The organism is uncultured Christiangramia sp., from assembly GCF_913046405.1.
Taxonomy (GTDB): domain Bacteria; phylum Bacteroidota; class Bacteroidia; order Flavobacteriales; family Flavobacteriaceae; genus Christiangramia; species Christiangramia marina.
In genome coordinates, this window is sequence record NZ_CAJWRQ010000004.1 from 42275 (window position 1) to 57197 (window position 14923).

13 protein-coding genes and 1 tRNA gene are annotated in these 14923 nt (G+C 40.3%); 8 read left to right on the forward strand and 6 right to left on the reverse strand.

From position 1 onward, the window contains the following. Positions 1–160 precede the first annotated feature (160 nt). Positions 161–232, reverse strand: a tRNA-Arg gene (locus QZ620_RS01075). Positions 233–330: 98 nt separating this feature from the next. Between QZ620_RS01075 and QZ620_RS01080 the strand changes: the two genes are divergently transcribed. From QZ620_RS01080 to QZ620_RS01090, 3 genes are read left to right on the forward strand one after another with little or no spacing between them, the layout of a single operon-like run. Further along, positions 331–1314: a DUF1028 domain-containing protein gene (locus QZ620_RS01080; protein ID WP_295178150.1), complete on the forward strand. Its 984-nt coding sequence runs from the start codon at positions 331–333 to the stop codon at positions 1312–1314. 9 nt (positions 1315–1323) lie between these two features. Then, a complete protein-coding gene (locus QZ620_RS01085) occupies positions 1324–1683 on the forward strand; it encodes a hypothetical protein (protein ID WP_295178152.1) in 360 nt (119 codons plus the stop codon). Positions 1684–1728: 45 nt separating this feature from the next. Beyond that, complete coding sequence (locus QZ620_RS01090; RefSeq protein WP_295178154.1) at positions 1729–2883, forward strand: DUF3095 family protein; 1155 nt, start codon at positions 1729–1731, stop codon at positions 2881–2883. A gap of 23 nt (positions 2884–2906) precedes the next feature. Here QZ620_RS01090 and QZ620_RS01095 read toward each other — a convergent pair whose 3' ends face one another. Next, positions 2907–4463 carry a M20/M25/M40 family metallo-hydrolase gene (locus QZ620_RS01095; RefSeq protein WP_295178156.1) on the reverse strand — a complete coding sequence of 519 codons (1557 nt, stop codon included), beginning with the start codon at positions 4461–4463 and terminating at the stop codon, positions 2907–2909. A gap of 143 nt (positions 4464–4606) precedes the next feature. Here QZ620_RS01095 and QZ620_RS01100 point away from each other — a divergent pair, with 143 nt between their 5' ends. Then, positions 4607–6976: a S9 family peptidase gene (locus QZ620_RS01100; RefSeq protein WP_295178158.1), complete on the forward strand. Its 2370-nt coding sequence runs from the start codon at positions 4607–4609 to the stop codon at positions 6974–6976. Next, positions 6973–8205, forward strand: coding sequence for a cysteine desulfurase-like protein (locus tag QZ620_RS01105; RefSeq protein ID WP_295178160.1), 1233 nt, complete (start codon positions 6973–6975; stop codon positions 8203–8205). The genes QZ620_RS01100 and QZ620_RS01105 overlap by 4 nt, the downstream gene beginning before the upstream one ends. On the opposite strand, the gene QZ620_RS01110 is transcribed toward QZ620_RS01105, so the two are convergent. Genes QZ620_RS01110 through QZ620_RS01120 form a run of 3 tightly spaced genes read right to left on the reverse strand, consistent with a single transcriptional unit; the run spans position 8202 to position 12200 of the window. After that, positions 8202–8804, reverse strand: a complete 603-nt coding sequence (locus tag QZ620_RS01110; RefSeq protein WP_295178162.1) for an outer membrane beta-barrel protein — start codon at positions 8802–8804, stop codon at positions 8202–8204. The genes QZ620_RS01105 and QZ620_RS01110 overlap by 4 nt on opposite strands. 54 nt (positions 8805–8858) lie before the next feature. After that, complete coding sequence (locus tag QZ620_RS01115; RefSeq protein ID WP_295178181.1) at positions 8859–11000, reverse strand: glycoside hydrolase family 97 protein; 2142 nt, start codon at positions 10998–11000, stop codon at positions 8859–8861. A gap of 57 nt (positions 11001–11057) precedes the next feature. Continuing rightward, positions 11058–12200 carry a cystathionine gamma-synthase gene (locus tag QZ620_RS01120; RefSeq protein ID WP_295178165.1) on the reverse strand — a complete coding sequence of 381 codons (1143 nt, stop codon included), beginning with the start codon at positions 12198–12200 and terminating at the stop codon, positions 11058–11060. A gap of 152 nt (positions 12201–12352) precedes the next feature. Here QZ620_RS01120 and QZ620_RS01125 point away from each other — a divergent pair, with 152 nt between their 5' ends. Then, positions 12353–13132, forward strand: a complete 780-nt coding sequence (locus QZ620_RS01125) for a DUF3298 and DUF4163 domain-containing protein (protein ID WP_295178167.1) — start codon at positions 12353–12355, stop codon at positions 13130–13132. A gap of 30 nt (positions 13133–13162) precedes the next feature. Here QZ620_RS01125 and QZ620_RS01130 read toward each other — a convergent pair whose 3' ends face one another. Then, positions 13163–13285, reverse strand: a complete 123-nt coding sequence (locus QZ620_RS01130; protein ID WP_295178170.1) for a hypothetical protein — start codon at positions 13283–13285, stop codon at positions 13163–13165. 276 nt (positions 13286–13561) lie between these two features. Between QZ620_RS01130 and QZ620_RS01135 the strand changes: the two genes are divergently transcribed. Beyond that, complete coding sequence (locus tag QZ620_RS01135) at positions 13562–13915, forward strand: ArsC/Spx/MgsR family protein (RefSeq protein ID WP_295178173.1); 354 nt, start codon at positions 13562–13564, stop codon at positions 13913–13915. Beyond that, on the forward strand, positions 13908–14807 hold the full coding sequence (locus QZ620_RS01140) for a DMT family transporter (RefSeq protein WP_295178175.1): 900 nt from the start codon (positions 13908–13910) through the stop codon (positions 14805–14807). The genes QZ620_RS01135 and QZ620_RS01140 overlap by 8 nt, the downstream gene beginning before the upstream one ends. Positions 14808–14923: the final 116 nt, after the last annotated feature.

Below are 14923 nucleotides of genomic sequence, written 5' to 3' on the forward strand. Positions count from 1 at the left end.
TTTACGCCTTTCTAAGATAAGAATTTTTGTTGACAAAATGTTGACGATCTGCGTTTCAAAATGCTTGATTTCAGATGAATTCACATAATACCAAAAAAAAATTAAAACCTTGATAATCATAAGATTAACAAGGTTTTGGTTTGAGCTATACCCTTTCCAGTGGCCTCACCAGGAATCGAACCTGGATCTAAAGTTTAGGAAACTTCTATTCTATCCATTGAACTATGAGGCCATTGAACGAATTTATAAAAATCGGCATAGACTTCGCTACCACATAATTCTAAAATTTACAGTCTTATTCTATATCTTTAGACTTTAAGTTCGTTAAGTATGAAAAAATTAGTTTTAGCAGTTTTCTGTTTATCGATATTCAGCACTCACGCACAGAATATTGGACATGAAAAAAGCGCTTTTGCGCATACATTTTCAATTGTTGCCAGAGATACTGTCACCGGTGAAATGGCTGTAGGCGTTCAAAGTCACTGGTTTTCGGTGGGTTCTATAGTTTCCTGGGGCAAATCTGGTGTTGGAGTGGTTGCTACTCAATCCTTTGTAAATCCGGCCTACGGTCCTCAGGGACTTGAATTAATGGAAAATGGAATGCCTGCAGATATCGCGCTGGCTAAAATGGTAGATGAAGATGAAGGCCGTGCTTTCCGTCAGGTTGCATTTCTGGATATAAACGGAAATGTTTCTGCCTATACTGGTGATAAATGCGTTCAGGCTGCGGAAGATATACAGGGTAATAATTTTTCTGTACAGGCAAATATGATGTTAAATGAGAATGTAGTTCCTGCCATGGCAAATGCCTATGCTACAAATTCAGATCTTGCTTTAGCTGAAAGAGTGGTCACAGTGATGCTGGCCGCGCAGGAAGCCGGTGGTGATATACGAGGAAAACAATCTGCTGCTCTTATTGTCGTAGGTCCTGAAAAAACCGAAAAAAGCTGGGAAGATAAAAAAGTGGATCTTAGAGTTGATGATCACGAAACTCCGATCATGGAACTTGGGAGATTACTGAAGGTGCACCGTGCCTATGAGCATATGAACAAAGGAGATCTTGCTGTGGAAGCCAACGATATGGAAAAAGCACTTCAGGAATATGGTACTGCAGAAAAAATGTTTCCTGAAAACCTGGAAATGAAATACTGGAAAGCTGTAGCTCTTGCTAATAGTGGGAGAATGGAAGAAGCAAAACCAATTTTCAAGAAAGTTTTCGCTGCAGATGAAAACTGGAAAGAAATGACCAAAAGATTGCCTGCATCAGGACTTCTGAATATTTCAGAAGAAGAATTAGATACACTTACTAAATAAGATAGCCATATGATAAAATTGATAAAATTTAGTTTTTTAAGCCTTCTGTTCATAGCCTTCATCGCTTGTGAGGAGACTAAAAAAGAAGAAGAGAAAACTTCCGAAGAAAAAGAAACCATAAGCACTGCGAATTCGATGAAAACGAATATGGCAGCAGGCAGTGAGCTTAAATACAATCCTGCTCATGGCGTAGAAGGTCATCGTTGTGAACTACCGGTAGGAGCTCCTCTTACAAGTGAGGGAAACACTCCGGCCCAACCTATGACCACTAGCCCTGTTAGAATGCAGAGCGCCACTCCAACGATTAATCCTCCACACGGGCAACCTGGGCATGACTGTTCAGTAGCTGTGGGTGCTGAGCTCAATTAATTCTAAAATCCGAAATTTTTACACATCCATTTCGACAGAAGTTCTATGATGGACAAGCATCGTAATTTCTATACCGAAGTCCCGATTAGTGATCTGGCTATTCATGAACTTTTTCGAGACAGAAGCAATTTTCAGGAGGTTCCACCAACTTGGCATGTCTTGGTTGCAGATATTCGGGATTCTACCAAAGCAGTCAACGAAGGCAGGCATGAAGAAGTGAACCTGGTAGCTACCGGCTGTGTGATCGCTATACTAAATTTGTCCATTTCTGAAGGGATCACCGTTCCATTCTTTTTTGGAGGCGATGGAGCTACTTTTTTAATACCTGATAGTATAACTACCAAAGCTTTATCTGTTCTTGAGAAACACAACAGGAACGTTCAGAAGAATTTTAAATTCGAACTTTCATTGGGAACTTATCCTGTGAAAGATCTTTATCGGGATGGGATCGAATTAAAGATAGCTCGCGTAAGTACTACAGAATCTCTGGTGATCCCGATTATCATGGGTCAGGGATTACTAATTGCAGAAAAGCTTATCAAAGAAAGACCTGAATCCCCGCAAATCGAAGAAGATCAAATTTCTCTGAATCTATCCGGGATGGATTGTAAATGGGACAAAATCAAACCACCATTGGAAAACCAGGAAGTTTTAAGCCTTCTTATAGCTGGATGCGGTGATGCTAACTACCCGGAAGTTTATTCAGATATTCTCGAAAAGCTCAACGAGATCTACGGTTCCACGCAACGCAGAAGACCAATCTCTACAGACAAGCTTAAAATGTCCACCAGTTTTGACCGAATTAGCAATGATGTAAAGGTTAAGTGGGGTGACAGTAATATTCCGGAATTTCTAAAAGGAGTTTTGATTAGCCTGTTCGGGGAGTTTTATCTTAGAAACACCAATCTTGGAAAAACATATTTAAAGCGAATGGTGGAATTATCTGATAATCTAAGCCTCGATGGCAGAATTAATACTGTGATCACCGGTAGCGCAGATCAAAGAAAAGAACTTTTCAAATACCTTGATAGTGTTGAAAAACAGGGTCTCATTAAATATGGTTTTCATATTAGTGAAGAAAGTATCATGTCCTGCTATGTTCGAAACATAAAGACAGATGAACATATCCACTTTATAGATGGTGGAAATGGAGGATATACAAAAGCGGCCAATGTGCTCAAAAAGAAATTGGCAAATTGACCGCTTCCATAATTATTTAATTTTTAATCTTCGTCAAGACCTCCTCTACGAGTTGCATCGCGTGGCTCTGGCCATGTCATCTGCTCTCCGGTTCTACGACTTTTTGGTAAGCTAATCTGTTCTCTGGATGTCTTTTCAGGATCTTCACTAGCCATGTAAGCAAGTACCGCTGTAAGGATCACGTTATTTCTAACATCGTCAAAAACGATCTTATCGTAAGTATCCCTGTTGGTATGCCACGTGTAATTCCAGTAATCCCAGCTCAATGAACTTAGGTTGAATGCTGGTGCTCCAGCCGCTACAAAGGATGCATAATCAGATCCTCCTCTTCCTGGAGATCCAGGGAAATTGGTTTCAATATGCGTAGTAACATTTTCTGGAACTTCGTACAACCAGCGTCCTATATAGTCATATGCATGCAGGAATCCGTTTCCAGAAATATTTACTACCCTTCCAGTTCCGTTATCCTGATTAAATAATGCCTGTGTATTCTCAACGATTTCCGGATGATCCTTCACAAAAGCTCTGGAGCCATTCAATCCCTGTTCTTCACTACCCCAGTGTCCTACCAGAATCGTTCTTTTTGGATTTGGATACAACTTTTTAAGAATCCTCATCGCTTCCATCATTACGATAGTTCCTGTTCCATTATCAGTTGCACCAGTTGCGCCATCCCAGCTGTCAAAGTGTGCTGAAAGAATCACATATTCTTCAGGCTTTTCTGAACCTTTGATCTCTGCTATTGTATTGAAAGTAGGAACTTCTCCCAGCTCCTGAGATTCAGCTACTACTTTTAATTCAGGTTTATCACCATATTCTGCAAGCCTGTATAGCATCCCATAATCCTCCAGTGAAATATCGATGGTTGGAATTTCTTCTGTATATGAAGAAAATACTTTATTTACTCCAAATCCTCGAGACCAGTAAGATGAAATGATCCCGGCTGCTCCTGCTTTTTCCAGTGCCTGAGGTAATTCTCTTCTGGATAATCCGCTGGCTGAAGTACGTTCTCTCCAAACTTCACTTAAACTATCACGATCCTTTTTCATTTTTTCGAATGACTCTTCTGTAGCCCATTCTTCCCAGTTATCATCCGGTCTTCCTGTTGGCTGTGGCATCGAGATCATCACGAATTTCCCTTTAACCGACTTCAAGTTATTTACGAAGTCCATAGAGTCTTTTGCTGCCGGAAGGATGATAACTTCAGCCTGTACTCCTTTTTTACCGGTAGATGGACTCCAGGCCAGCTGTCGTGCTTCAAGGCTCTGAATTCTTGGAGAGATAAGGTCTACATGTGTGATACCGCGCTCCCAGCCTTTCCATTTTCCCCATTCTTCATTTCTCGCATCAATATCCCAGCTCTTGTATTTATTTACCGCCCAGTCGTTAGCCTGTTTCATTTGAGGCGTCCCAACAAGTCTTGGACCTACAACGTCCAGTAATTCATGCGCAAGATTTTCAAGTTCTGAATTGCCTTCTGCTTCTTTTACGATTTTCTCCACCATTTCCTGGGTGCTTTGCGCAAATGCAGCCGAAAAGGAGATGAAAAATAAAAAGGCTAAGGATAATTTTTTTGTCATAATGTAAAGATTGGTTGATGTATTTTACAATATCGTTCTTTTTAGAACAATTGCTTTGAAATTAGACCGCAGTGGTACGAAAACGTTTAATGCGGAGTTAAAATTTGGCTATATTGGCCTTCCAAAATCGTAAATTTTCACCAATGCTTCAAAGATTCGCGTTTCTCGCCATCCTATGCCTCCCATTTTTACAGCTAAATGCCCAAACTTCAGAACTTAGTGTCGAGAAGATCATGCAGGATCCGCAATGGATGGGTAACTTTCCTGATAGAGTTCGTTGGGGAATTCATAGTGAAAATGTCTATTTTCAGTACAATCCTGAAGGGAATGCTGCAGACAGTCTTTATAAAATCACGATAGATGATCCTCAAAAGATTTTAAAGGTTTCTTCGGAAGAATCTAAAGCAATGATCCCAACCTACGGTAAATTCAGTAGTGACCGAAAGAAAATGCTGTATACAGATGAAGGAAAACTCGTCATCTACGATATGAATGATCGATCCAAAAAGGAATTGATCAGTTTGCCCTTCAGAATAAGTGATCCTGAATTTTCAGCTTCAGAAAATGAAATTCTTTTTAAAGCTGAAGACAACGCATTTATCTATCAGCTCGAAAACGGAACGCTTCAGCAACTAACCAATATCAAATCTGGATCGAAAAAAGCTTCCGCAGATAAAAAACTAAACGAAAAGGATCAATGGCTTCAGGACGAGAACCTTGATCTTTTACAGGTTGTGAGAGAGCGTAGAGAGAACAGGGAAGCATCGAAAAAGTACCGCGAATCTACCAGCGATCCTGAAAAATTTACTTTTTTCGTGGACAGCAAGAACATGAGCAATTTCGTGATCTCGCCAAATGCTAAATATGCTGCATTCAGCCTAATCGACCGGGAAAGCGGAAAAAACACAGGCGTTCCTAATTATGTAGATGAAAGTGGATACACTGAAGATCTTTCGGCCAGAAGCAAGGTTGGAGATCTAAAATATTCCGCAGAACTGGCGCTTTATCAAATTGAAAAGGATACGGTACTAAAGTTTGATTTCACCAGTCTACCTGGAATTTCAAAACTACCTGATTATACTGCAGACTATCCTGAAAAAGAATGGAAAGAAGAGCCGCGACCGGTAATTCCATCTTCCATGAAATTTAGTCCTGAAGGAGACAAAGCGGTAGTAAATATACGTTCTACAGATAATAAGGACCGCTGGATCGTGGCTGTGAATCTTGAAACCGGAACATTTGAAACGCTTGACCATCAAAGGGATGAAGCATGGCTCGCAGGACCGGGAATTGGTTATACTTACTACGGATATGAAACTATGGGATGGTTGCCAGATAATAAGCATATTTATTTTCAGACTGAAGAATCAGGCTATTCTCATTTAGTGATCCTGAATACGAAAACAGGGAAAAAGAAAGATCTTACTCCCGGGAAATATGAAGTTTTTGATCCTATGATCTCAAATGATGGAAAGTACTGGTATTTCACTTCTTCGAAAGTTCATACCGGGGAAAGACATCTTTATAAGATGCCTTTAATGGGCGGTAACATGGAGCAACTTACTTCCATGACCGGGAATAACGATGTACGGTTATCTCCAGATGAATCGCAAATGGCGATCACCTATTCATATATGAACAAACCGGAAGAACTATTTCTAAAAGAAACCTCAACGACTGCTGAAACGATCCAGGTAACCGATGGCAGATCTGAAGCCTTTAAGGCTTATGACTGGCGTGAACCTCAACTTATTAAATTTACAGCGCAGGATGGCGCAAAAGTTCCAGCCAGACTATACCTGCCTGAAGAAGATGTGAAAAATGATGCTGCCGTTGTCTTCGTACACGGTGCAGGTTATTTGCAAAATGCTCACAAATGGTGGTCCAGCTATTTTCGCGAATATATGTTCCATAACCTCTTAACTGATCTTGGTTACACCGTGATCGATATCGATTACCGTGGTAGTGCCGGTTATGGAAGGGATTGGAGAACTGGAATTTACAGGCATATGGGTGGAAAAGACCTGAACGACCAGGTGGATGGCGTGAAATATCTTATAGATGAGCATGATATCAATCCTGAAAAAGTGGGTATTTATGGAGGTAGTTATGGTGGATTTATCACCTTAATGGCTTTATTTACTGAAGCTGATACTTTCCAGGCAGGTGCTGCTTTAAGGTCTGTAACAGACTGGGCGCATTACAACCACGGCTACACCAGCAATATTCTTAACGAACCTTCCCAGGATCCCATCGCCTACAAGCGCTCCTCACCAATTTATTTTGCTGAAGGCCTTAAAGGTGATTTGTTGATCGCTCACGGAATGGTAGATGTAAACGTGCATTTTCAGGATGTGGTACGACTTAGTCAGCGTTTGATCGAATTAGGAAAAGAGAACTGGGAACTTGCCGTTTATCCAGTGGAAGATCACGGATTCGTGGAGCCTAGTAGCTGGACAGATGAATACCGAAGAATACTTGAACTATTTAATGAAAACCTATTGGAAGAATGATAGACATCAAATTTGTAAGAGAACAATTTCCTGCGCTTGAACGGGATTTCGTTTTTATGGATAATGCTGGAGGATCACAGGTTTTAAAGCAGGTCACCAACAAGATCACAGAATATTTGCTTCATTCCAATGTACAGCTAGGTGCTTCTTACGCTGTTTCCCAGGAAGCCGGAGACAGATTAAAGGCTTCTACCCAAGTTGTTTCAGAGCTTATCAATGCTTCCAGACCTGAGGAGATCGTGATGGGTTCCAGTACAACTATGCTTATGCGAATTCTTAGCCTAAGCATTAGTAAGAACTGGGTAAAGGGAGATGAGATCATTGTTACCAATACAGACCATGAGGCGAATGTTTCTCCATGGACAGATCTTGAACAGTCTGGCTTCAAAGTTAAGAGTTGGCAGATAAATCCAGAATCCCTGGAACTGGATATAAAAGATCTTGAACATTTATTGACAGATAAGACGAGACTCGTTGCAGTTACTCACGCCTCCAATGTGCTGGGAACGATCAATCCCGTTAAGCAATACGCTGAAATAGTACATAAAGCAGGTGCTTTGATCTGTGTAGATGGTGTCGCCTACGCTCCGCATAGAAAAGTGGACGTTCAGGAGCTGGATGTCGACTTCTATACATTTAGCTGGTACAAAACTTATGGACCACACCTGGCCATGATGTACGGTAAGTATGACTTACTGAAAGAGCTGGAAAGTATCAACCATTATTTTATAGATAAAAATGCTGTTCCCTATAAACTGCAACCCGGAAATTTCAATTTCGAGCTTACCTATGCGGTTTCCGGAATTACCGATTACTATGCTGAATTGCACGATCATCATTTCGAGGGAAAAGATCTTCAGTTTAAGGAAAAATTGAATAAAACCTACGAGCTTATTTCTACCCATGAAGAGAAGCTGGCCACAAGACTTCTGGATTATTTAAATTCAGTTTCAGAAATAAAGATCATTGGACAACCCAGTGCTGCTGCTGAAAAAAGAGTGCCTACTATTTCATTTCTGCACCAAAACTTCCGAAGTAATGAAATTGTAGAAGCAGTAGATCCTCATAATATTGGGATCAGGTTTGGTGATTTCTATGCTAAAAAATTAATTCAGGACCTTCAGCTGGAAGATAATAACGGCGTGATAAGAGTGAGCCTGGTACACTACAATACCCTGGAAGAAGTTGATAAACTGATAGAAGTTTTTAAAACGATCTTTAAGCCTTAACGATAATTTCCGAAAACACGATTAAAAGGTATTTTGAATCCCAGTAAAATGGAGTTTCTTCGTACCTGATCCTTTACTACTTCCAGTACCTCTGCCTGTGCGGAGATTTCAAAAGTAAATTGATTACGAACCCGGTAGGAGACAGATAATTTTGCCGGGATCGTGATCACCCGAATATCCTCTTCAAGTACATTCCCATAATCCGGAGCATTTTGAATAAACGACGCTCCAATTCCCGCCCCAAAGAGTACATTTTCGATCTGGTTAAAGGGGTCGAAATTAACATAGGGCATAAAAGTCAAAGAATTGTAATGTTCATTATCACTAAGATCTGAAGCTGAAGTTCGCTGCCAGTAGAGTTCAGCTCCAAAACCTGCTTTTGGTAACAGGTAATAGATCGCATAGACTCCCACTGCATAATTTGGTTCAAAACCTGAATTGGTAAAGCTGTCGCTCTCCCCGCTATCAAAAACATTCTGAGAAAGATATAAGGAGGTATGCGCATAACTAATGCTTGGACCCACCTCAAAATCCCGGTATCTCTGGCTGAATGACTCAACCGTAATAAATAACAGAACTATTACTAAAAGTTTTTTCACTTATGAAAATTTAATGACCGGGAACTTATCTAAAGAAATCCCGGCCATTTGAAATTATAGCTTTTTAAGGTCCTTTACTTCAGATTTTTCGGCTTCTATGATGCTGATCGCGAACCCACCACCCGGAGCAGATTGCTGCGACAAACTGGATTTGCTATTCACCCGGTACTTTTTGATCTCATAGGCTTGAGGATTTGTTTTGTAATGAGCATCTTCGGTATCAGAGTAGATCGTTGCAATGTAGGTTTTACCTTTATCCAGGAAGTCAAATTCAATTTTTGAAGTCCGCGTTTTCTCGCCATTCACGTTTCCAACGAACCAGTTATTGGTTCCCTTTGCTTTTCTCGCAACAGTAATGTAATCGCCAGGCTCCGCTTCCAGGTATTCACTTTCATCCCAATCCAATGCTACATCTTTAATGAACTGAAAAGCATCTGGAAATCTCATATAGTTTTCAGGAAGATCAGCAGCCATTTGCAATGGGCTGTACATCGTTACATACATAGCTAGTTGATTCGCCAGCGTACTATTTACATGGGAATTGTTATCTGGATTCAGCTTAGAAATATCCATCTCAAAGATTCCGGGAGTATAATCCATAGGTCCGCCAATGAGTCTTGTAAAAGGTAATACGGTCACATGATTTGGTTTGGAACCTCCAAATGCCTGGAATTCGGTACCACGAGCAGATTCGTTACCTATAAGGTTTGGATAGGTTCTCCTTAATCCTGTTGGTCTCACCGCTTCATGTGCATTTACCATGATCTTATAATCTGCAGCTTTGGTTACAGCATATAAAAAATGGTTGATCGCCCACTGCCCGTAGTGATGTTCACCACGCGGAATTATATCTCCAACATAACCGCTTTTTACAGCAGGGTAATCATACTTATTCATGAACTGGTAGGCAGTATCCATATGACGTTCATAATTCCTGATCGCTCCGGAAGTCTCATGGTGCATCATCATTTTCACACCCTTATTTTGTGCATACTTATGAATTGCTTCCACATCAAAATCTGGATACGGAGTTACAAAGTCAAATACGTAATCTTTTGATTTGCCGAACCAGTCTTCCCAACCTTCGTTCCAGCCTTCCACAAGAACGGCGTCAAAACCATGCTCTGCGGCGAAGTCTATATATTCCATCACATGCTCTGTATTGGCTGCATGTTTGCCATTTGCAGTTGTTTTGGAATAGTCGGTTTTCCCGAGTTGTACTGAAGGTAACTCATCTGTATACGCCCAGGAGCTTTTTCCTGTGATCATCTCCCACCATACCCCAATATATTTCACTGGCTTGATCCAGCTGGTATCTTCCAGTTTATTTGGCTCATTAAGGTTCAGGTTCATATTGGAAGCCAGGATCTCTGTGGCATCGTCACTTACCATGATCGTTCTCCATGGAGAAACTGCCGGAGTCTGTATGTATCCTTTATTTCCAACTGCATCCGGAGTTAACCAGGATTCAAAAATTAGATTTTCTTCATCAAGATTTAGGTTCATTAGCGAATAGTCAACCAGTGCGGCCTCATGCAGGTTGATATATAGACCGTCCCTGGATTTCATCATAAGAGAAGTCTGCACTCCTGTGTTTGAAAACTGTTCCTGAGAAGCGTTCCCGGTAACCGCCGTATCAAATTTTGAACTGATCTCTGAAAGTTTTGATTCGGTATAATCATACTCCTGTGAATCATAATCGCCGGGAAGCCAGAATGCGGTGTGATCTCCTGCCATTGCAAATTGAGAATGTTCTTCTTCAATAACAAAATAAGTTAGATTCTGTTGCTCCGGAAATTCATATCGAAACCCAAGACCTTCATCGAAAAGTCTGAAGTTAAGGATCAATTTACGATCTGTGTCTTTCTGAATTAGTTCAACCTGAAGTTGATTATAGTTATTTCTTATATCTTTAGTTTCTCCCCAAACTGGATTCCAGGTATTATCAAAGCTGGTCTCACTGCTATTTTCTACTTCAAAATTCTTAAGCAGATCTTCTGAATCTTTCAAGGCCAGACCTAGCTTACTTTGTTTGATCACTGGCTTATCTTTATACGTCAATTCGTAAGTTGGTTCACCTGCATCGGTCAGGCTAAAATTCATCTCAAGTTCAGCATTTGGAGAACTTAGATTCTGGGCAGTAGTAAAGCCTGAAACTAGCAGAAGTAATAGTGAGAAAATTGAAGTTTTAATCATCGTGGTATATATAAAGAAACCCATTTGAGGGGTTTCAGAAATTAAAATTAATATTATTTATCCAATAGCTTGTCGAAGATCTTCGATTATGTCTTCTTCATCTTCGATTCCCACGCTAAGTCTAATTAAGGAATCCACCACACCTGTTTTTTCTCTTTCTTCCTTTGGAATTGAGGCATGGGTCATACTGGCGGGATGTCCTGCAAGCGATTCTACACCACCAAGAGATTCGGCAAGTGTGAAAACTTTCAATTTTTCAACGATCTTACGCGCGCTTTCCAGCGTGTTTTCTATTGTATTGAACGAGATCATTCCTCCAAAACCTGACATTTGTTTTTTCGCGATCTCGTGATTGGGATGGTCTTCAAAACCCGGCCAGTAGACGTCTTTTACTTTATCATTGGACTTCAGAAAACCTGCAATTGCTCGACCATTCTCGCAGTGTCTTTGCATTCTGATATGCAGGGTTTTGATTCCTCGCAAAACAAGGAAACTATCCTGAGGACCACAAATCGCACCACTCGCATTCTGGATAAAATATAATTTATCGGCAAGTTCCTTGTCCTTCACGACCAGTCCACCCATCACCACATCACTGTGACCTCCCAGATATTTAGTAGCGCTATGCATTACAATATCGGCTCCAAGTTCCAAAGGCCTTTGCAGATATGGTGTGGCAAAAGTATTATCAACAGCTAAAAGCAGTTCGTGCTTCTTCGCAACCTTTGAAACTGCCTCGATATCGATAATATTCATCATTGGATTGGTAGGAGTTTCTACCCAGATGAGCTTTGTTTTTTCATTGATATGCTGCTCAATATCTCCTGCAACTTGCATTCCCACGAATTTGAATTTTATTCCAAGACCTTCAAAAATCTTTGTAAACAACCTGTAGGAACCCCCGTAAAGATCATTTGTGGAGATGATCTCATCACCTGGTTTAAACATTTTAAGCACTGCATCTATTGCAGCCAGCCCCGAACCAAATGCCAAACCATATTCACCGTTTTCAAGACTGGCGAGTGATTTTTCCAGTGCGGTTCTGGTTGGGTTCGCACTTCGGGAGTATTCATAGCCCTTGTGTTCACCGGGTGAACTTTGAGAATAGGTCGTGGTTTGATAGATAGGTGGCATGACAGATCCATAAGCTGGATCCACGTTGTCCTGTCCTCCATGTATAGTCTTGGTATTGAACTTCAAATTGCAAAATTTTTAATTACGAAAAGTGCTTGTGTTCATTCTTGAACATTAGCCTTTCAATGCCTGAAAATCGTAGTAAACAAATGTAATCAGCTCGTTGAGCATTCACAAAATTCAATTTACCTTTATCCTCTAATTTAACACCAATAGCCTTGAAAAAAGCAATTCTTTCAGCTTTAATGATTCTGATTCTATTCTCCTGTGCAGATGAGGAGAAAAAAGACGAAATAGAAATCCTGGAATTTAAGCAGGAAACCGTTGAGAACAGTTATAACAATTGTGATCCTGAGAATGGAGATTGCACTTTTATAAGTCTCAGCTACCCGGTCGCAAAAAATGATGGAAAGATCTCGAAAAAGATCAATTTAGAAGTGGAAAGCTTCCTCCAGAATACTGTGGATTTTACAGAGGCTAATAGTATACAATCCCCCCGGAAACTGGTAGATCAATTTCTGCAGAATTATGAAAGAACTGCAGCCGACTTTCCCGATTACGACCTTCCTTGGGAAGCCACGATGCTTGGAAAAGTAATTCAGCAGAACGAAGAGCTGGTTTCCATGGAATTTACTACAGATATGTTCACCGGTGGTGCACATGGCTATAATAGTGTGAGTTACCTCAATTTTGACGCTGAAACGGGCAAGCTATTAGTCGTAGAAGACCTCTTTTCTTCGGAATTTATCAAAAAAGCAGAGCAGGATTTCCGCGTTAAACAGAACATTCCTGAAGGTGCGAGCATTAATAATACCGGTTTCTTCTTTGAAAATGAAAAGTTCCACCTTCCGGCTAATATCGGTGTCTATCCTGGGAAGATCGTATTGCATTATAATGCTTATGAGATTGCTCCTTATTCCGCGGGAAGTTTCAGAATGACTTATTCCAGAGCAGAAATTTCAGAATATCTAAAGACTAAAGAAACTATAGAAGAGTAATATAGAAATCTGAAATAGCTTCGGTTTAAATTAATTGTGACTCGCATTTTCTAAATTAGCAGACTTCCATAAATAATAGGAAATCACTGCAGGCCAGATCACCAGCAGACTACAAATAAATCGCTCGTAAACTCCATTGATATCATCGGGCATCAATGGCTGAATTGGTGCCAGAAGGAGCCATAATCCTCCAACCCATATCGTAGTACTGCTGTGAGTTTATAGATCGTAGATGTCTTCAAATTTTGTGAATTTTGACCCTATTAAATGATATTAAGGAATTCAAATCCAGATTTTTTAATGATCTTAATAGGTGAATAAACGGAATCTCAATCACCTTTCTGTTTTATCTGAAGATTAAGGATGGCGTAGAATATATGTTTTCCCGACAAAATATTCGTTCTTTGCATTTTCCGAAAACTCTCAGTTATGAAAAAAGTCTATCATCTTTCCACCTGTGATACCTGTAAACGAATCTTGAAGGAGCTGGATCTTCCAGATGATTTTGAACTTCAGGACATCAAGACCGAAGCTATTTCTAAGGAACAATTGGAAGAAATGCATCTATTAGCTGGTTCTTATGAGAGTCTTTTCAGTAAAAGGGCGAGGTTGTATAAAGAGCGTGATCTAAAAAATAAGTCTTTAGAGGAACCTGATTATAAGGAACTTATTCTGGAGCATTATACATTCCTGAAGCGACCGGTGGTCATTAACGGAGACAAAATTTTTATTGGTAATTCTAAAAAGACCGTGGAAGCTGCAAAAAGTTCTGTACATGGATAATACCAGATTATTAGCCATTCTGGCAGCCATTGGAGCGAGCACCATTTACGGGATCAACCATACGCTTGCCAAAGGTTTAATGCCTTTGTATATCGAGCCTTTCGGTTTTATATTACTTCGAGTGACCGGTGCAGCGATTCTTTTCTGGTCGATAAGCATTTTTGCACCGAAAGAAAAGATCGCAACTTCTGACTGGCCGCGTATTATTGGCTGTGCTATTTTTGGGATGGTTATTAATATGCTGTTCTTTTTTAAAGGGCTTAGTCTTTCAACACCTATCAATAGTTCGGTCATCATTACATTATCGCCAGTAATGGTTTTGATCCTTGCTTCCGTCCTGATAAAAGAACGTATCACCTTATTAAAAACTATTGGGATCATTGTAGGAATGGCAGGTGCGCTGGTGTTGGTGCTTTTTAGCTCAGATCAAAACCAGAACGCCCCTAACATCCCGTTAGGAAATGTTCTTTTTATCGTCAATGCCTTCTCTTATGGTCTATACCTTATACTCGTAAAACCACTGACTAGAAAATATCATGCGATCACTTTGATGAAGTGGCTATTCTTAATCGCCGTATTCATCAATCTTCCTATTACTTATTCTGAATTTGTTGCTGTGGACTGGAACAATTTACCATTGGATGCGATCTGGAAAATGGGATTTGTGGTTCTTGGAACAACGTTTATGACCTATTTACTGAATATTTATGCCCTGAAGCAGCTTTCAGCATCAACGATAAGTGCATTCATATACCTGCAACCGCTTATCGCGATCACCTTCGCCATCATGGTTGGGGCAGATTCCCTGAACTGGACGAAGGGAATTGCGGCTACACTGGTATTCGTTGGGGTGTATATGGTAAGTATGAAAAAGACAAAAGTAAAGGCCTGATATTGTAGAATAAATCTACAATACAGACCTTTCTATAAAACTTAATACTGCTTATAGTTTAGCCAGCTCTTCGCTGCTTAAATTATCTGGTCGTTTGCCGTATTTACGGGTATCTT

Excerpts from the sequence above, each read along its gene's own strand:
- QZ620_RS01105 (WP_295178160.1), top strand. The coding sequence starts at position 6,973 with ATGATAGACATCAAATTTGTAAGAGAACAATTTCCTGCGCTTGAACGG.
- QZ620_RS01090 (WP_295178154.1), top strand. The coding sequence starts at position 1,729 with ATGATGGACAAGCATCGTAATTTCTATACCGAAGTCCCGATTAGTGAT.
- QZ620_RS01115 (WP_295178181.1), bottom strand. The coding sequence starts at position 11,000 with ATGATTAAAACTTCAATTTTCTCACTATTACTTCTGCTAGTTTCAGGC.
- QZ620_RS01085 (WP_295178152.1), top strand. The coding sequence starts at position 1,324 with ATGATAAAATTGATAAAATTTAGTTTTTTAAGCCTTCTGTTCATAGCC.
- QZ620_RS01140 (WP_295178175.1), top strand. The coding sequence starts at position 13,908 with ATGGATAATACCAGATTATTAGCCATTCTGGCAGCCATTGGAGCGAGC.
- QZ620_RS01080 (WP_295178150.1), top strand. The coding sequence starts at position 331 with ATGAAAAAATTAGTTTTAGCAGTTTTCTGTTTATCGATATTCAGCACT.
- QZ620_RS01100 (WP_295178158.1), top strand. The coding sequence starts at position 4,607 with ATGCTTCAAAGATTCGCGTTTCTCGCCATCCTATGCCTCCCATTTTTA.
- QZ620_RS01095 (WP_295178156.1), bottom strand. The coding sequence starts at position 4,463 with ATGACAAAAAAATTATCCTTAGCCTTTTTATTTTTCATCTCCTTTTCG.
- QZ620_RS01135 (WP_295178173.1), top strand. The coding sequence starts at position 13,562 with ATGAAAAAAGTCTATCATCTTTCCACCTGTGATACCTGTAAACGAATC.
- QZ620_RS01130 (WP_295178170.1), bottom strand. The coding sequence starts at position 13,285 with ATGCCCGATGATATCAATGGAGTTTACGAGCGATTTATTTGTAGTCTG.